We start from the raw sequence: 16,139 nt of genomic DNA, 5'->3' as shown, positions 1-16,139 counted from the left end.
CAATCCGCTGTGCCAATCAGGATTTGCCGCTCCGGAGATATGCAGCGAACTTTTCCTGATATTCCGGATGCCAGCGCGAAAGGGGCGGTCTGTTCTCGACAATGTCACCAACGGCCCATTTCATTCGTAATTCATCCGTCCTGCGGTCTACCTCATTGTCTGGACAGAGGATGTAAAAGTCCCCACGATCGAGACCCTCCATCATGAAATCAACCGTTTGACGCGGCGTCCATGCCGACGTGGGCTTCTCTGTGCGATCGCCTGCGGTCAACGGTGTGAAGACGAAGCCTGGTATTAGCAGGTGTGCCGACACTTTTCCTTCCGGATGATTGCGCAGTTCATGTTCCAGCGCCTCAGTAAACGCTTTAACGCCCGCCTTGGCGACGTTATACGCGGGATCCCCCGGTGGCGTCGTAATACCCTGCTTCGAGCCGGTGTTGACGATAATCGCGGGCTCGCCATGAGCGATCATGTCGGGTCCAAAGAGCCTCGAACCGTTGATTACGCCGAGCAGGTTGACGGCAAGAACCTTGTCCCAGTTCGCAGTCGGGCCGAAAATCCCGCTTCCGGGTTGTATGCCGGCGTTGTTCATCAGAAAGTGTACTGGACCGAATTCACTTCCAACGCGCTGCTTCAGGGACTCAATCGAGGCCGGAAGTCCGACATCCGTCGCGATTGGCGTGACCCGTGTACCCGGTTTGGAGTGGGCTGCGAGAAGGACGCTCGCGGTCGTGAGCTTTTCCCCGCCAAGATCGGCAAGGACCACATGCATCCCATGCGCCACGCATGTTTCTGCCGCGGCAAAGCCGATCCCGGATGCTCCACCGGTGATTACGGCCACTTTCCCTTGTTTGAACACCTCATCGCGCCGGCTCATCCCGATCTCCCTCACGTAGCCTTGGTGGAAAGAGATAGGAGGGCACCGTTCCTCCGTCAAACGCTTGCCGGCTTCCCCAGCCGCCAAGCACGGGGGCCTTTCGGGGGACGGCCTTGCAAGGCGCGATAATCTCGCTAAAAGTGCGCCCCATTCTCTTGCGGCGTTTGTCGCTTCCAAGACTTGAACGGACAGTATCATGGCTCCCATCAAAGACGTGAAAAAAGTCGTCCTCGCCTATTCCGGCGGTCTCGACACCTCAATCATCCTCAAGTGGTTGCAGACCGAGCTTGGCGCGGAGGTCGTGACGTTTACGGCCGATCTCGGTCAGGGAGAGGAGCTCGAACCGGCGCGGAAAAAGGCCGAGATGCTCGGTATCAAGGAGATCTTTATCGAGGATGTTCGCGAGGAGTTTGTTCGCGATTTCGTCTTCCCTATGTTCCGGGCGAACGCAGTCTACGAGGGCGTGTACCTGCTTGGCACCTCCATTGCCCGCCCGCTCATCTCCAAGCACCTGATTGAGATCGCCAAGAAGACCGGCGCTGACGCCATCGCACATGGCGCGACCGGGAAGGGCAATGACCAGGTCCGTTTCGAATTGTCGGCTTATGCGCTGAACCCCGACATTAAGATCATCGCTCCCTGGCGCGACTGGTCATTCAAGAGCCGGACAGATTTGCTGGAGTTTGCGGAAAAGAACCAAATTCCTGTCGCCAAAGACAAGAAGGGCGAAGCGCCGTTCTCCGTTGACGCCAATCTCCTTCACTCTTCTTCCGAGGGCAAGGTATTGGAGGATCCCGCCCAGGAGGCCCCCGAGTACGTGCACATGCGCACGATCTCGCCTGAATCCGCTCCCGACAAAGCGACCATCATAAAGATTGGCTTCGAAAAGGGCGATGCCGTCTCCATCAACGGCGTTCGTATGAGCCCTGCCGCGCTTCTGGCGTCGCTCAACGACTATGGTCGCGACAACGGCATAGGCCGTCTCGATCTTGTCGAAAACCGCTTTGTTGGCATGAAGTCGCGTGGTGTCTACGAGACTCCCGGCGGTACAATCCTGCTTTCGGCCCACCGCGCGATCGAATCCATCACGCTGGACCGCGGCGCAGCGCACCTCAAGGACGAACTGATGCCGCGGTACGCGGAGCTCATCTACTATGGCTTCTGGTTCTCGCCCGAGCGCGAAATGTTGCAGGCCTTGATCGACAAAAGCCAGGAGCATGTCGAAGGTGAGGTCACCCTCAAGCTCTACAAGGGCAATGTGATGGTTATCGGTCGCGAGTCGCCAAAGTCGCTCTACTCCGACAAGCTGGTTACTTTCGAGGACGACCAGGGGGCATACGACCAGAAGGACGCCGCTGGTTTTATCAAGCTCAACGCGCTCCGCCTCCGTACGCTGGCCAAACGCAACATGAGCTGATGACGGCGTCTGCTGCCGACGAAAAGCCCGCCTCCGCTCCGAGGCGGGCTTTTTCTTAAGCGGATGTCGCGCGAAGCATAAACAGATAGGCAAGGATAGCCATCAGTTCCATCAGCGGAATGATCGTTCCAAAGGCCTGTAGTGGTTCGGCAAGCCATGCCGCTGCGACGCCTCCAAGGAAGCCACAACTCATCTGGACGAAACCCAGCAATGCTGCGGCGAAGCCTGCGATGGCAGGATGAGGAGAAAGGCCGGCGGTCGTTATATCGGGAATCACGAAGGCCATCCCGAATGAGCATATTGCTACCGGTCCCATGATTGACAGGAAGCTCGGTTCAATCAGGCGTGCTGAGAGAAAGATCATCAGCCCACCAAGGCCAGCAAGGACAAGCCCCAATCTGAGCGCATGTCCCGGCCGGAGTTTCCTGGCAACAAAGCGTAATGTTACGGATCCCGCGAAATAGCCGCCGGTCTGCATGAGCATCGCAAGACCAAATTGGGCCGGAGTTAGCCCCACCTCGTCTATGAGCACGAATGGTAACATCGTTGCCTGTGCGTAGAGAGCACCGACGCAACCACCTAGGATCAGGGCGGGGCAAACCACACGGACATCGGAGAGGAGCGTCATGTATCCGCCAAAGAGTCGGCTGGGAGAGATCATCCGGGGGTCCGCGATTGCCGTTTCGCGCATTGCGAAGTGGACAACGACTATGCTCGACAACCCGAAGCCAATCATCAGGAGAAAGACGGCCTGCCAGCCGAATGCCGTAAGCGCAAGGCCACCGAGTGTCGGGCCCACGGCGGGACCGATAGCCAAGATGATGCCGATCGTGTTCAGAATTCTTGAGGCTTCCGAGCCTGCGAACTGATCTCGGACAATTGCGCGTGAGACGGTCACACCAACCGATGCTCCTACGCCCTGCACAAGCCGTCCGGCCAGCAGCAGTTCGACCGAAGGAGCGAACGCGGCAACCAGGCTTCCGGAAAGATACACGGCGAGAAATGCGAGTGTCGCTTTTTTTCGGCCAAACGCATCGGAGCAGGGGCCGGACAACAATTGTGCCAATGCAAAGCCTGCGAAGTAAAGCGACAGGCTTAGCTTTATGGCCGAATCACTCGTGTCAAATGCGTCGGCCAGTTGCGGCATGGCAGGTGTATAAATCGACATGGAGATGGGGCCGATCATGGTCAGAAGCGCGCCGATCAGTGACGTGCGACGTTCGCTCATAGCGGATTTTGACATGACCAAGACAACTTTTAAAAGGAGGGGCGGGTTGCGTGAAGACGCATTCGTCTTAGGTGCAGTCGCGCAGTCCTTCAATCTATTTCCCGGTCTGCGTCCTAGCCTTCAAGGAACGTGAGTGCCGCTTTCAGCACGTCGTACGACTCCTCGTCGCCCAATGTTCGAGCGATTGCCATCTGATTTCTGTAGTACTCAGCAAAGTCGAACGGTGTATCATCGGTTACTGTCGAAAGATCGACAACCTGACCGCGAGCGTCCACTGCCTCCAATGGCAATTGGGCTGCCAACTGCCGATAAGTCTCAAGTTCAATCAACCCACTCTCAAAGCCTGATTGCGCAATCTGCTTCAATTCGCGGTGGGTAAGAACATTGGATTGAATCTTGACCTGTTCGAGGTGTTCGGTGAACCGCAGGCCCTGCAGTTCAGCTCGCTCGGTGTAGGAAAATAGTTCCTCTTTCGCATTCTTCTCTGGCTGTCGTTGCAGCGGGAGGCCAGTATAGCGGAGGGGGTATATTTCCATGGATTTATCTCGTCAGTCGTCATGACCATCGACAGTCTAATATGCTCGTTGTCTTGCTGCAATTCCACGCCAAGTGCCCGTTCTTGTTCTTTATTGTTATCCACCGCTTTCCGATAAGGCCAACGATTGCGCTCGACCCTACAGATTACTATCTTCGATATTGAAAGCGATGCCAGAAACAGGCCGCGAGGAAATTTTATGTCGCCACAAATTCAGAATCCAGCCATCACAAACTGGGATGGCTTGCACCGACTTCCCCGTTTCGAGCTTGTGAAAGTCGCCGATTTTGCTCCCGCATTTGAGGTCACGATGCGCGAGCATCAGGCCGAGATCGATGCGATTGCAGGCAACCCCAGCGAGCCGACATTCGAGAACACGATCGAGGCATTGGAGGTTGCCGGGGACGGGCTGTCGAGGGTATCTGCGCTCTTCTGGAACAGGGCAGGGGCCGATACCAACGACGTGATCCAGGCTCTGGAACGCGATATCGCCCCCAAGCTGTCACGGCACTACTCCCGGATAGGGATGAACGCGGTCCTCTTTGCGCGCATCGACGCACTTTGGAACGTCCGTAAATCCTTATCCTTATCGGTGGAGCAGGAGCGGGTCCTGCAGCGGCATTGGAAAGGCTTTGTACGCTCAGGAGCAAAATTGCCACTTGTCCAGCAGGAGCGTCTTGCCACGATCAACGAGACATTGGCGGGTCTGGGTGCGCGTTTTGGCCAAAATGTTCTGGCTGACGAGGCGAACTGGATCCTGCCCCTTCACGAGATTGATTTGGTTGGCTTACCCGATTTTCTTCTTGAGACGATGGCTGCCGTTGCAAAGGCTCGTGGTGCCGAGACCCCTTATGCAGTTACCCTCTCCCGATCGGTGATCGAGCCGTTCTTGACGTTTTCCGAAAGGCGCGATCTTCGCGAACAGGCGTTTCGCGCATGGGTTTCGCGTGGAGCAAACGGCGGACAGACGGACAATCGCGCAATTGTCACGGAAACGCTGAGCCTTAGAGCGGAGAAGGCGGCGCTGCTCGGTTACAGCAGTTACGCCGCTTACAAGCTTGACGACACGATGGCCAAGACGCCGGAGGCGGTAAACGGCCTACTGATGCAGGTCTGGGAGAAAGCGGTTGCCCGGGCAAGAGAGGAGGAGCGGGAACTGGCGCAATTGATCGCCGAGGAGGGGCGGAACCACGCCGTCGCACCTTGGGACTGGCGGCACTATGCTGAAAAGCTGCGGACCCGGAAGTATGACTTTTCGGAAGCAGAGTTGAAGCCCTATCTTCAGCTTGAAAAGGTGATTGAGGCTTGTTTCGATGTTGCGCGGCGTATTTTCGGAATACGTGCCGTGCGCCTTGATAATGTTGCGGCATATCATCCCGATGTTCGCGTCTTCGAAATCCGCGATGGCGATGACAACCTAGTCGCCCTCTTCATGGGGGACTACTTCGCTCGCCCCTCGAAGCGATCGGGGGCCTGGATGAGCAGCTTCCAGTCCCAGCACCGGCTTTCTTTGAAGAACGGTTTGAAGGGCGAATTACCCATCATCTATAATGTCTGCAACTTCGCCAAACCTGAGTCCGGAAAGCCCGCGCTCCTGTCGCTCGACGATGCCCGCACACTGTTTCACGAATTCGGGCACGCAGCGCACGGCATACTCTCCAGCGTCACTTATCCCTCGGTGTCCGGAACCGGTGTGTCCCGCGATTTCGTCGAACTGCCGTCGCAGCTTTACGAGCATTGGCTGACTGTGCCGGAAATCTTGAAGACCTACGCTGTTCATTACAAGACGGGGCAGCCTATGCCGCAGGCCCTTCTTGACAAGCTACTCGCTGCACGCACGTTCAATGCAGGTTTCAATACGGTGGAGTTTACTTCCTCCGCGCTTGTTGACATGGCTTTTCACACGCGCGGGGCTGTCGAAGATCCGATGGCCGTGCAGGCGGAGGTTTTGGAAAAGATCGGCATGCCCGCCTCCATCGTCATGCGTCATGCGACACCGCACTTCCAGCACGTCTTTACAGGTGATGGCTATTCGGCCGGCTACTACTCTTACATGTGGTCGGAAGTGCTGGATGCGGACGCTTTCTCCGCTTTCGAAGAGAGCGGTAATCCGTTCGACCCGGAAACTTCCCACAAGCTCAAAACGCATATCTATGCTTCCGGCGGTTCGGTGGATCCCGAAGATGCCTACAAGGCCTTTCGCGGAAAAATGCCGAGCCCTGAGGCGATGCTGAAGAAGAAAGGCCTTGCGGCTTAGGTTTGCAGGCGCCTGAAATGTGCCGTCAGCGGTAACCATCGCCGGCGTTTCGGGTGTTTACCCCTTTCGCAAACGCAAAAAACAGGGTATGAGCGCGCCAAAGTAAATCGGCGCCTCTCTCCCGTATTGCGCCCCAGCCATCAGAGATCTTGGATATGAACCTCCGCAATATCGCGATCATTGCGCACGTTGACCATGGGAAGACGACCCTCGTCGACGAGCTCCTCAAGCAGTCCGGCTCGTTCCGCGAGAACCAGCGCGTGATGGAACGCGTCATGGACTCGAACGACATTGAAAAGGAGCGCGGAATTACCATTCTCGCCAAGGCGACGTCGATCGAGTGGAAGGACACCCGTATCAACATCGTCGACACCCCCGGCCACGCCGACTTTGGCGGTGAAGTCGAGCGCATTCTCTCGATGGTGGATGGCGCAATCGTTCTCGTCGATGCGGCCGAAGGCCCGATGCCGCAGACCAAGTTCGTCGTCGGCAAGGCGCTCAAGGTCGGTCTTCGCCCGATCGTTGCGATCAACAAGGTCGACCGTCCGGATGCCCGTATCGACGAAGTCGTCAACGAAGTCTTCGACCTCTTCGCCGCGCTCGACGCGACCGACGAACAGCTCGACTTCCCGATCCTCTACGGTTCGGGCCGCTCCGGCTGGATGAACACCGATCCAAACGGTTCGCAGGAAGAAGGCCTGAAGCCGCTGCTCGACTTGGTGGTCAGGCATGTTCCGGCGCCGACGGTCGAAGAAGGCCCGTTCAAGATGATCGGCACGATCCTCGAAGCCAACAACTTCCTCGGCCGCATCATCACCGGTCGCATCGCTGCCGGTTCGATCAAGCCGAACCAAGCGGTCAAGGTTCTCGGCCAGGACGGCAAGCTCATCGAGCAGGGCCGCATCTCCAAGATTCTCGCCTTCCGCGGTATCGAGCGCACGGCGATCGAGGAAGCCCATGCCGGTGACATCGTTGCCATCGCAGGCCTTTCCAAGGGCACCGTTGCCGACACCTTCTGCGATCCGGCTGTTTCCGAAGCCATGAAGGCCCAGCCGATCGACCCGCCGACCGTCACGATGTCCTTCATCGTCAACGACAGCCCGCTGGCTGGCACCGAAGGCGACAAGGTCACGAGCCGCGTCATCCGCGATCGTCTGTTCAAGGAAGCCGAAGGCAATGTTGCGCTGAAGATCGAAGAGTCGGCCGACAAGGACTCGTTCTTCGTGTCCGGTCGCGGTGAACTTCAGCTCGCCGTTCTCATCGAAAACATGCGCCGCGAAGGCTTCGAGCTTGCCGTGTCGCGTCCGCGCGTCGTCATGCACAAGGACGAAGCGACCGGCCAGATGATGGAGCCGATCGAAGAAGTCGTCATCGACGTCGACGAAGAGCATTCCGGCGTCGTCGTCCAGAAGATGTCCGAGCGCAAGGCCGAGATGGTCGAGCTGCGTCCGTCGGGCGGCAATCGCGTTCGTCTTGTCTTCTTCGCTCCGACCCGCGGCCTGATCGGCTATCAGTCGGAACTCTTGACCGATACGCGCGGCACGGCCGTGATGAACCGTCTGTTTCACGACTACCAGCCCTACAAGGGTGAGATCGGTGGCCGCGTGAACGGCGTTCTGCTCGCCAATGAAGCCGGCGAAGCCGTGGCCTATGCCCTGTTCAACCTGGAAGACCGCGGCCCGATGATCATCGACGCCGGCGAAAAGGTCTATATGGGCATGATCATCGGCATCCACTCGCGTGACAACGATCTGGAAGTGAACGTCCTGAAGGGCAAGAAGCTCACCAACATCCGCGCCGCCGGCAAGGATGAAGCCGTCAAGCTCACCCCGCCGATCAAGTTCACGCTCGAGCGCGCGCTGTCCTGGATCCAGGACGACGAACTGGTCGAAGTGACGCCGAAGTCGATCCGCCTGCGCAAGATGTTCCTGGATGCGAACGACCGCAAGCGCATGGAAAAGGCCAAGGCTTCCGCCACCGGCTGATAAATCCATCCAATTTTAATGTAAGGCGGCCGCAGTTTCGGCCGCCTTTTTGTTTGTGCGCCTGGTACGGCCTTGCGGCAGTCTTTAAAAAAGCGTTAAGCTTCTTGCCTTCGCCCGAATGAGAAGTCTGTGGGTAGAGAGGATTCCGTGAGTTGGCGGAATGGCTCTTTTTCCACCGCGGGACCAGAGTGACGTTATGACGACGTTGTCCATTGATGTGCGTCCTGCCGAGCCGCAGGATGCTCGGAACATTTCAGAAGCGCATCGGCTCGCATGGCAGCACGCATATGCGGGCATTATCCCGCATCGTGCCCTTACCCGCATGATCGAACGTCGTGGTGAAGCCTGGTGGAGGAAAGCCGTGCGCGGTCCTGCGACCGTCCTTGTCGCCGACGTAGCGGGAACGATAGCTGGCTATGCGACGGTCGGCCTCAATAGGGCCCGTGCCCTGCCTCAAGAGGGCGAAATCTACGAGCTCTATATGCGTCCGGAGTATCAGGGGATAGGATTGGGGCACACACTCTTCACGGAGGCCAAGCGGCTCCTTAAGTTCCTTGAGTGCCGGGGGGTGGTTGTCTGGTGCCTTGAAGATAGCGACAACGCTGTCCGCTTCTTCCGCTCGAACGGAGGAATTGACGCTCTTGAAGGGAACGAGGACTTTGATGAAGTCAGGCTGAAAAAGCTTGGGTTTATCTGGCAATAGCTGCACGTGCTGGCAGATTACTCGACGACATATCCTTTAGGCCAAGAAAATGTTCGGTCAGACGCCTTGTCGCCGCGTTTCCCTATCCACATAGGCTCTTCCATTCCGCATGCAAAGGAGGGAGCAAGTTCATCGGCGGCTTCGCGCGCCAACGCGTTAGCGTCGGGGTTGGCAAGAGCGTCAACCAAGGCCACGAAGCAGGCGGCTCCGTCTCCTTTGCTTGCTACCCGGGAAACAACGAGAACCTGACCCGTACTTTCGTCCGTCGGCGAACCATCCGGTCCAGGGTTTTCCAAAAACCAGCGGTGAATCGCCGCGAAAGGTTTTCCGGTCGCATCAAGCCGCCACTCGATTTTCGTGTGCACCCGGTTGAAGGGGGCGAACGATTCAAAGCCGCCGTCGATCAATTGCTGGTCAGCGTAACCGTAAAAGACGCTCTGGCGCAGGTCGCCCTCCTTGAAGTAGACGGGATAGCTTTTGAAGCCTCGACACTTGAGGGAAGCTCCCATGTCGTCCGCTGCGAGTGTCTCGCACCGATCAAGATCGAGGTCCGTATAGGTGCTATCGTTCGCTGAGGCCGGAAGCGGCGTTGCGAGCATCGCCAAAACCAAGATTGTGCATTGAGTGATGCGTCGTGCCGCTTTTTCCATCATTCGCCCCTCTCGTTTACGGCCGTCGTAGAGCAAAGTCGCCGTAGACGGAAAGCCGTGTTGCATTGCGTCATCTTTCGCTTTACGTAACCGGGGAATTCAACACGCCCACGGGGTCAAAAATGCGCATCGATGCTATCGCCATTGGCAAGAATCCGCCGGAAGATGTCAACGTTATTGTCGAAGTTCCTGTCGGCGGTCATCCTATCAAGTACGAGATGGACAAAGACGCTGGGGCACTGATCGTCGACCGCTTCCTTTACACGCCGATGACATATCCGGGTAACTACGGTTTCGTGCCGCACACCCTTTCCGAAGATGGTGATCCGATCGACGTCCTCATCTGCAATACCCGGCCGCTAATTCCGGGTTGCGTGATCAATGTGCGCCCGATCGGCGTGATGGTCATGGAAGACAATTCCGGCAAGGATGAAAAGATCATCGCTGTGCCATCGCACAAGCTCACACAGCGCTATGACAAGGTTCAGAATTACACCGATATGCCCGAAATCACGCTCAAGCAGATCGAGCACTTCTTCGAGCATTACAAGGATCTGGAGCCCGGCAAGTGGGTGAAGATCGGCGGCTGGCAGGACGTCACCGTTGCCAAGCAGCTCATCGTTGAGGCGATCGACCGCTACAACAAGACGAAATAGGCCTCAGGCCTGAAGTAGTTCGTTCAGAGTTCTTGAAATTTCCTCCGTGTCGCCCTCGACACGGAGGATTTTTTGTCTGGATGTATCGCCCGATATCATGGTGATACGCGACTTCGGAACGCCGAGGCGCTTTGCCAAGAGTTCGACAAGGGACTTGTTTGCCCGTCCCTTTTCTGGAGCCGCTGAAACACGAGCCTTAATGTAGGCCTCTCCGGCGGAGTTGCGCTCCAGACCGTCGAGATCGTCCCGCCCTCCATTAGGCGTCAATCGGACTCTCAAGCGAATGTGATCCGACGCCTTGGTGTAGGGCATGTCAGAGCCTGTCAGGCAACGGCCGGATAGATCGTGTTCCACATCAAGGAGCGGAGGAAGAAAATGATCAGCAACACGATGATCGGCGAGATGTCTATCCCACCGAGGTTTGGCAGAAAACGCCTGATCGGGCGAAGGACCGGTTCAGTGACGTTGTAAAAGAATGTGCCGAGCGAGTTGACGAAACTGTTGTTCGAGTTGATCACATTGAACGCATAGAGCCAGGAGAAAATGGCGCTTGCGATGAGGATCCAGGTGAAGATGGTCAAGGCGAGGTCGATCGTCTGAAACAGCGCGAGCATTGTCTTCTCCATTTCTTTGTTGACAGTGATGTAGACATTGGCGACTGAACGGGCAAGTGGCGCCGGGCAATGGTTCGCAAATCATGTTTAACGCCGACGAACCGTCGCGAACGATGACGGGGGCAGTTCCGAAAGTCAGTGATGTCACCCGTTTCCCCAGTCGATCGTTTTGCTGCCTTTCGTCACGTCGCCTACCGCCGCTTTTTTGTGGCGCGCTTTCTGGCCACGTTTGCGACGCAGATTGTCAGTGTCTCTGTCGGCTGGCAGATGTACGATGTAACGGGCAATACGCTTTATCTTGGCTTGATCGGCCTGGCTCAGTTCCTGCCATCGCTTGTATTGATACTTGTCACTGGATCGGTTGTGGATCGCTATAGCCGACGCGCGATCGTTGCGATCTGTTTGGTCGTCAGCGCGCTTTGTGGGGCAGCCCTGCTCGGCTTGACCGCGACCGGCACCTTCGCGCCAGCTGCTGTTTTTGCCGTTCTGGTTGTGTTTGGCATAGAGCGCGCTTTCATGGCGCCTGCTGTTCAGTCACTGGCCCCCAATCTGGTGCCAGCCGCTGATCTTCCTAACGCTGTCGCCTGGAATTCCTCGTCTTGGCAAACCGCTTCGATTGTTGGTCCGGTGGCCGGCGGTCTGCTCTATGGCGCGAGCCCAATCGTTGCCTATTCCGTTGCGTTGGCCTTCTTCGTCGCGGCTGCAATGCTTGTTTTTATGGTTCCCAAGCCTGCCCAACGGAGCATTTCAAGGGGAATGACCTGGGGGTCGATCTTGGCCGGCTTTCGTTTCATAGGCTCTGAAAAGGTCGTTCTCGGCGCCATTTCACTGGATCTTTTTGCGGTGTTATTGGGCGGCGCCGTTGCGTTGATGCCCGTTTTTGCAAGGGACATCCTTGTTCTGGGGCCTTGGGGATTGGGACTGCTGAGGGCAGCGCCAGGTGTCGGTGCCATAGTTGTCGCCATTTGGCTTGCCGCCTTTCCGTTGCGACACCATGCCGGTGCCTTCATGTTCATCGGCGTTGCCTTGTTCGGGGCGGGCACAGTGATCTTCGGCCTGTCGCAAACCGCATGGTTGTCGATCCTGTCGCTGATGCTGATGGGGGCAGCGGATATGGCGTCCGTCTATGTCCGTGAAACGCTTATCGCTCTTTGGACCCCGGACGATGTCAGAGGCCGGGTGAATGCGGTCAACATGGTGTTCGTCGGGGCGTCAAACGAACTCGGCGAATTTCGCGCAGGTACGATGGCTTCGGTCATCGGTCCGATTGCAGCGGTCGTCTTCGGGGGTCTCGGCACCCTTGCGGTCGCAGCCATCTGGGCCGCGCGTTTTCCTCAATTGCGGAATATCGACGCATTGGACGCGCCTTCCAGGTAGTTCCCCTTAACGTCGCGGCCCTCGAATACAAGGTCAAGGAAGAGAGACAGCCAAGACCGCAGGGGGCTATCGAACAACATCCTTCCCTCGAGGTGCTCGCGTCCCATTTGAGCGTTCGGCAACGTGAACCGATGTGCTCCGTGAACCACCCAGCGCTGCATCATCGCCCGCGTGAGTTCCGCGTGAAACTGGATACCCCATGCGTTCTCACCGAACCTGAAGGCCTGGTTCGGATAGGTATCCCCCTGCGCCAGCAGTTGGCAGCCGCGTGGCAGGTCAAAGCCTTCACGATGAAAGTGGTATACCATCTTTGGCCAGTGCATAATGAGCCGCCCTTTTTCGGTGGGCCTTATAGGGTACCATCCTATTTCAACGGACTGATCCGGGTTTGCCGTAACCTTGCCGCCGAGATGACGCACAAGCATCTGGGCTCCAAGGCAAATCCCGATATACGGCTTGTTTTCCTTGAGCGGAACCTCCAGCCACTCTATCTCGCGACGAACAAACTCGTCCGGGTCGTTCGCACTCATCGGCCCGCCGAAGATTACCGCGCCGCCGTGAGAAGCCAACGTATCTGGCAAGGAATCGCCAAGAACCGGCCTTCTGATATCGAGTCGATATCCTTTTTCCTCCAGCAATTGCCCGACCCGTCCCGGGCTCGAGCGTTCCTGGTGCAGGACAATCAAGATGGGTGCCTTGCCCGGCCGCCTGGACGGATCATCGAGCATTTTCGTCTCCGGTCCCCTCCGCTCTGGCCGCAGCGCTCAGTCTCTCCCGCACGCGATCATGATCAGAAACGCCCAACAGATCCGCGATCCGCCATACGACGTGATCTTCGATCTCGCTGCGTTCCCCGTCGGAATAAACCAAGTCCCAGAGCGCACGCACCAATTGCAGGCGTTGTCCTTCGTCAAGATGACGCTTCAGATCAGCTGTGAACCGGTAGTAGTCGATCGCCTCATTCTCGGCTCTTTTCCCAGCCCGCACGAGGGCGTCAAGTTCGGCTTCAGTGAGGCTGTATCTATCCTTCAAAAGGCTTCGAAGCTTTTCCTTTTCCGCCTGTCTCACCACGCCGTCCGCTTCCATCACCTGCATGCAGAGAGCCGCGACCGCGACCCGCGGATCATCCGGCGTGAACATGAGTTTGTCGTCGTCCGTCGTCAGGCTCTGGATAAAGGTCTGGAGGCGTTCGAACATCGAGTGCTTCCTCTAAAACAACGGCAATCGTGTTTTGGTCGACGCGGGACGATCCGGATCGCGCACACCGGGGTCATCCGGCGGCCGTCCAAAGAAGGGGGGGGCTATTTCCTTTGTCTCTTCCGGCGCGGGGGAGGCGGTGGTCGCCACGTGCATTTCGCTCTCGGTGTCGATCGGAGACAGCGCACCGGGAGCGACGGTCACTTGCGGTTCGGCTTCCTCGGTCACCGTGACGGGTGGCAAGGACGCGACTGCGTCCTTGGCCTTTTCGTGACTGTCGGACACGTCGCCAACTTGATCGAAAGGAACCTTCCACTCGAAGGCATCAAGCCGGCCGGTGACCGGCGATACCGGCAACCATTTCTCCGAGACATGGCCATCAGCCACCCAGGCCGCATCTTTCGGGGCCTTAAGCGCGCTCACCATCCAGTGCCGTATTCGTCCCTGATCTCCAGTCTCCGCCTCCTCGATATCCGCAAGCAAGAGAAACACTCTCTCGCTCGGCTCCATGCGAAGAGCCGCTTCTGCTTTTGAACGCGCCTTGCCAAATTCCGTGGCGGCCAAGGCGGCCTCGGAAACTGCCAGCAGCGATTCGGGATTGTTCGGTTTCAGAGCTTCAAGCTTCTCTGCTCGCTTGAGACGGTCAACGGCACTGTCACCGCTCCGCAACCGGACATAGGCGGCGGCGATTTCGGGGTGGGGCTGTAACTTCCAAACCTGCTCCAGAACCGAACTCGCCTTCCGGAGGTTCTCCTCCCGCATATAAGCCTTGGCGGCGATGAGGGCGGCAGGCACGAAATCCTTTATGAGCTTGAGTGCGCCAACGGCATTGTCGCGAGCCGCTGTTGGCTCCGCATCGAGTTGATCGGCAGCCTTTGCGGTGAGAAGCACCGCTTTGACACGGTCAGCTTCAGCGCGGTTTAGGACATGCGCAATTCGCTGTTGGTCGAGAAGTCGGATCGCATCATCCCAATGACCGTTCTGGCAGCGGTATTCGAGAGTGGCCTTTGCAGCCCAAGGCAAATACGGCGCTTGTTCGGTCGCTGTCTCAGCGTATTGCCTTGCGGCTTCGTTCGCGCCCAGCCGTGACGCATCGACGTAAAGGCCCCGCAGACCGAGTTCTCTGGTTTCCGGGTCCTCTGACATTTGCTGAAAGAGACGTCGTGCCTCATCCTGTTTGCCTTCGATGAGGGCGGCTTGAGCATCCAGCATGAGGATGAGCGGTTCCTGATCGGCACGCAGCAAGCCGCGAGCGCGAGCGCTCATCTTTCGAGCCAAGATAGCGTTGCCGGCGCCTGCGGCGATCAGCCCGGTGGATAGCGCCTGATATCCCCGGTCCCGCGTGCGTGCCCTGAAGTAGCGACGAACGGAGTGGGGCGACGTCCAGATAGTCCTGACCAACCACCATGTCATCATCACGGCGGCAACCAATGCCACTGCGAAGCTCGCGGCCACTGTCAGGCTCATTTCTACAAGTTGGCCGTCCCATAATATCGAAAGCTGACCCGGGCGGTCGGCTAGCCACGCGAAGCCGAAGCCCAGTGCCAGAACGAGAAGCAGAAACGTTAAAAGTCTGATCACTGCCGCTTCTCCTCAGCCATTGGTGTTAACGGCGTTGCTCATTGCGGAGCCGGCCAGCGTTTCGACAGTCACCCGGTTCTTAAGCAGTTCTGCATAATCGTTCGACGCAGCTTTGCCGGCTTCCGGTAGAGTATCCCACTCCAGGGAGGCGCCCTTGATGTCGCCGTTGCGCAATTTGTCTTCCATGCGTGCGACGATCGCCTCCGGGGTGTCGCCGTCGACATTGCCAACTGGTCTAACCTTGATCACGGAAAATGCGCTTGAAAGAAGGCGTGCGCCGATACCGTCTGACTCCTCAGGCTGATGGATCGCCGCCAGGATCGCATTAGCGACGTCGGGAAAGCGGCGAACCAACTCCGCACGTGAGGCAACGCCGGTGGCTGCGTAGGGTCTCAGCTCTTCTACCGCCGGATCTTCCGGAGCGACACCGGCGAGCGTATCAAGTTCCGCCAGGAAAGGGCCACCGCGGTCCACCGCTGCTTTCAATGCGGTTGCGGAGATGGCGCGTGCCATTTCCACGTCTGTTCGCGGCTCATCGATCTTCCTTTCCGCTTCGGCAAGCCTTGAAGCGGTGGTCTCAGCAGATTGTCGGTTGGACTCCACCACCGTCTTCAGCTGACCAAGAGTCTCCGCCAGAGCAGTCAATTCGCCACGCAAGCTCGAGATAGCCGCTTCATTTGATTCTGAGGAAGCCTCCTGTCGAACCGCGTCGATCGCTGTTTCAAGCGCAGCGATGCGAGGCTGAAGGTCCGTTGCCTCGGATGACGCGCCCGTTGTGGTGAGAGACGATACTCGAGCTTCGACCGCCGACAACCTGTCGGATAGTTCCGCCGGCATTGCGCCGTCTGTTGTCGTAGATGTCAGCGGCAAGAACCCTGCGTAGAACATGCTCGCCGCCAAGGCCAACGAAACGAGACCTCCCGCGATACCGGCCGCCAGAAGACTTGACGTGGAAGGTCCGCGAGGCTGCGCTTCAGTATTACGCCTTTCGCCCTGGGCTGGAGCCTCCCCGCCGGTGTCTGATAGCGGATCGGACGAGCTGGCGTCATCGGGATTATCGAT

General features: G+C 57.8%; 16 protein-coding genes. 6 read left to right on the top strand and 10 right to left on the bottom strand.

What is annotated here, in order from left to right; translation table 11 throughout:
- Nucleotides 1-16: 16 nt before the first annotated feature.
- Nucleotides 17-877, bottom strand: a complete 861-nt coding sequence (locus tag J5J09_RS22295) for an SDR family NAD(P)-dependent oxidoreductase (protein WP_208554417.1) — start codon at nt 875-877, stop codon at nt 17-19.
- A gap of 196 nt (nt 878-1,073) precedes the next feature.
- Between J5J09_RS22295 and J5J09_RS22290 the strand changes: the two genes are divergently transcribed.
- Nucleotides 1,074-2,294 (top strand): argininosuccinate synthase, encoded by a 1,221-nt coding sequence (locus J5J09_RS22290; protein WP_208554416.1) that lies wholly within the window; start codon nt 1,074-1,076, stop codon nt 2,292-2,294.
- A 55-nt stretch (nt 2,295-2,349) separates the two neighbouring features.
- Here J5J09_RS22290 and J5J09_RS22285 read toward each other — a convergent pair whose 3' ends face one another.
- Both J5J09_RS22285 and J5J09_RS22280 read right to left on the bottom strand, forming a co-directional pair.
- A complete protein-coding gene (locus tag J5J09_RS22285; RefSeq protein ID WP_208554415.1) occupies nt 2,350-3,522 on the bottom strand; it encodes a multidrug effflux MFS transporter in 1,173 nt (390 codons plus the stop codon).
- A 113-nt stretch (nt 3,523-3,635) separates the two neighbouring features.
- The gene (locus J5J09_RS22280; protein ID WP_208554414.1) at nt 3,636-4,058 is read right to left on the bottom strand and encodes a hypothetical protein; all 423 of its coding nucleotides are present in this window, start codon (nt 4,056-4,058) and stop codon (nt 3,636-3,638) included.
- 198 nt (nt 4,059-4,256) lie between these two features.
- Here J5J09_RS22280 and J5J09_RS22275 point away from each other — a divergent pair, with 198 nt between their 5' ends.
- The 3 genes from J5J09_RS22275 (at nt 4,257) to J5J09_RS22265 (ending at nt 9,002) form a co-directional block, all read left to right on the top strand.
- Nucleotides 4,257-6,314: a M3 family metallopeptidase gene (locus J5J09_RS22275; protein WP_208554413.1), complete on the top strand. Its 2,058-nt coding sequence runs from the start codon at nt 4,257-4,259 to the stop codon at nt 6,312-6,314.
- A gap of 155 nt (nt 6,315-6,469) precedes the next feature.
- Nucleotides 6,470-8,299, top strand: coding sequence for a translational GTPase TypA (typA, locus tag J5J09_RS22270; RefSeq protein WP_208554412.1), 1,830 nt, complete (start codon nt 6,470-6,472; stop codon nt 8,297-8,299).
- Nucleotides 8,300-8,495: 196 nt separating this feature from the next.
- Nucleotides 8,496-9,002, top strand: a complete 507-nt coding sequence (locus tag J5J09_RS22265; protein WP_208554411.1) for a GNAT family N-acetyltransferase — start codon at nt 8,496-8,498, stop codon at nt 9,000-9,002.
- Nucleotides 9,003-9,019: 17 nt separating this feature from the next.
- On the opposite strand, the gene J5J09_RS22260 is transcribed toward J5J09_RS22265, so the two are convergent.
- On the bottom strand, nt 9,020-9,655 hold the full coding sequence (locus tag J5J09_RS22260; RefSeq protein WP_246746038.1) for a hypothetical protein: 636 nt from the start codon (nt 9,653-9,655) through the stop codon (nt 9,020-9,022).
- Between the two features lie 119 nt (nt 9,656-9,774).
- Here J5J09_RS22260 and ppa point away from each other — a divergent pair, with 119 nt between their 5' ends.
- Entirely contained in the window at nt 9,775-10,308 is a 534-nt protein-coding gene (ppa, locus tag J5J09_RS22255) for an inorganic diphosphatase (RefSeq protein WP_208554410.1), read from the top strand.
- Between the two features lie 3 nt (nt 10,309-10,311).
- On the opposite strand, the gene J5J09_RS22250 is transcribed toward ppa, so the two are convergent.
- Both J5J09_RS22250 and J5J09_RS22245 read right to left on the bottom strand, forming a co-directional pair.
- Nucleotides 10,312-10,620 carry a DUF167 domain-containing protein gene (locus tag J5J09_RS22250; RefSeq protein ID WP_208554409.1) on the bottom strand — a complete coding sequence of 103 codons (309 nt, stop codon included), beginning with the start codon at nt 10,618-10,620 and terminating at the stop codon, nt 10,312-10,314.
- Between the two features lie 11 nt (nt 10,621-10,631).
- Nucleotides 10,632-10,922, bottom strand: a complete 291-nt coding sequence (locus tag J5J09_RS22245; RefSeq protein WP_208554408.1) for a YggT family protein — start codon at nt 10,920-10,922, stop codon at nt 10,632-10,634.
- Nucleotides 10,923-11,063: 141 nt separating this feature from the next.
- Here J5J09_RS22245 and J5J09_RS22240 point away from each other — a divergent pair, with 141 nt between their 5' ends.
- Nucleotides 11,064-12,299 carry an MFS transporter gene (locus J5J09_RS22240; protein WP_208554407.1) on the top strand — a complete coding sequence of 412 codons (1,236 nt, stop codon included), beginning with the start codon at nt 11,064-11,066 and terminating at the stop codon, nt 12,297-12,299.
- On the opposite strand, the gene J5J09_RS22235 is transcribed toward J5J09_RS22240, so the two are convergent.
- Genes J5J09_RS22235 through J5J09_RS22220 form a run of 4 tightly spaced genes read right to left on the bottom strand, consistent with a single transcriptional unit; the run spans nt 12,257 to nt 15,965 of the window.
- The gene (locus J5J09_RS22235) at nt 12,257-13,027 is read right to left on the bottom strand and encodes a glutamine amidotransferase (protein WP_208554406.1); all 771 of its coding nucleotides are present in this window, start codon (nt 13,025-13,027) and stop codon (nt 12,257-12,259) included. The two genes, J5J09_RS22240 and J5J09_RS22235, sit on opposite strands and share 43 nt — an antisense overlap.
- Nucleotides 13,017-13,496: a TerB family tellurite resistance protein gene (locus J5J09_RS22230; RefSeq protein ID WP_208554405.1), complete on the bottom strand. Its 480-nt coding sequence runs from the start codon at nt 13,494-13,496 to the stop codon at nt 13,017-13,019. Before J5J09_RS22230 ends, J5J09_RS22235 begins: the two co-directional genes overlap by 11 nt.
- A gap of 12 nt (nt 13,497-13,508) precedes the next feature.
- Nucleotides 13,509-15,077: a heme biosynthesis protein HemY gene (locus J5J09_RS22225; protein WP_208554404.1), complete on the bottom strand. Its 1,569-nt coding sequence runs from the start codon at nt 15,075-15,077 to the stop codon at nt 13,509-13,511.
- 12 nt (nt 15,078-15,089) lie between these two features.
- Nucleotides 15,090-15,965, bottom strand: a complete 876-nt coding sequence (locus J5J09_RS22220; protein WP_246746037.1) for a mitofilin family membrane protein — start codon at nt 15,963-15,965, stop codon at nt 15,090-15,092.
- Nucleotides 15,966-16,139 lie beyond the last annotated feature (174 nt).

Source organism: Ciceribacter sp. L1K22 (assembly GCF_017599385.1).
Lineage (GTDB): Bacteria > Pseudomonadota > Alphaproteobacteria > Rhizobiales > Rhizobiaceae > Allorhizobium.
The sequence above is the reverse complement of the archived record's forward strand: the minus strand, read 5'-3'. Positions and strand labels throughout refer to the sequence as shown.

Excerpts from the sequence above, each read along its gene's own strand:
- J5J09_RS22295 (WP_208554417.1), bottom strand. The coding sequence starts at position 877 with ATGAGCCGGCGCGATGAGGTGTTCAAACAAGGGAAAGTGGCCGTAATC.
- J5J09_RS22290 (WP_208554416.1), top strand. The coding sequence starts at position 1,074 with ATGGCTCCCATCAAAGACGTGAAAAAAGTCGTCCTCGCCTATTCCGGC.
- J5J09_RS22285 (WP_208554415.1), bottom strand. The coding sequence starts at position 3,522 with ATGAGCGAACGTCGCACGTCACTGATCGGCGCGCTTCTGACCATGATC.
- J5J09_RS22280 (WP_208554414.1), bottom strand. The coding sequence starts at position 4,058 with ATGGAAATATACCCCCTCCGCTATACTGGCCTCCCGCTGCAACGACAG.
- J5J09_RS22275 (WP_208554413.1), top strand. The coding sequence starts at position 4,257 with ATGTCGCCACAAATTCAGAATCCAGCCATCACAAACTGGGATGGCTTG.
- typA (WP_208554412.1), top strand. The coding sequence starts at position 6,470 with ATGAACCTCCGCAATATCGCGATCATTGCGCACGTTGACCATGGGAAG.
- J5J09_RS22265 (WP_208554411.1), top strand. The coding sequence starts at position 8,496 with ATGACGACGTTGTCCATTGATGTGCGTCCTGCCGAGCCGCAGGATGCT.
- J5J09_RS22260 (WP_246746038.1), bottom strand. The coding sequence starts at position 9,655 with ATGATGGAAAAAGCGGCACGACGCATCACTCAATGCACAATCTTGGTT.
- ppa (WP_208554410.1), top strand. The coding sequence starts at position 9,775 with ATGCGCATCGATGCTATCGCCATTGGCAAGAATCCGCCGGAAGATGTC.
- J5J09_RS22250 (WP_208554409.1), bottom strand. The coding sequence starts at position 10,620 with ATGCCCTACACCAAGGCGTCGGATCACATTCGCTTGAGAGTCCGATTG.
- J5J09_RS22245 (WP_208554408.1), bottom strand. The coding sequence starts at position 10,922 with ATGCTCGCGCTGTTTCAGACGATCGACCTCGCCTTGACCATCTTCACC.
- J5J09_RS22240 (WP_208554407.1), top strand. The coding sequence starts at position 11,064 with ATGTCACCCGTTTCCCCAGTCGATCGTTTTGCTGCCTTTCGTCACGTC.
- J5J09_RS22235 (WP_208554406.1), bottom strand. The coding sequence starts at position 13,027 with ATGCTCGATGATCCGTCCAGGCGGCCGGGCAAGGCACCCATCTTGATT.
- J5J09_RS22230 (WP_208554405.1), bottom strand. The coding sequence starts at position 13,496 with ATGTTCGAACGCCTCCAGACCTTTATCCAGAGCCTGACGACGGACGAC.
- J5J09_RS22220 (WP_246746037.1), bottom strand. The coding sequence starts at position 15,965 with ATGTTCTACGCAGGGTTCTTGCCGCTGACATCTACGACAACAGACGGC.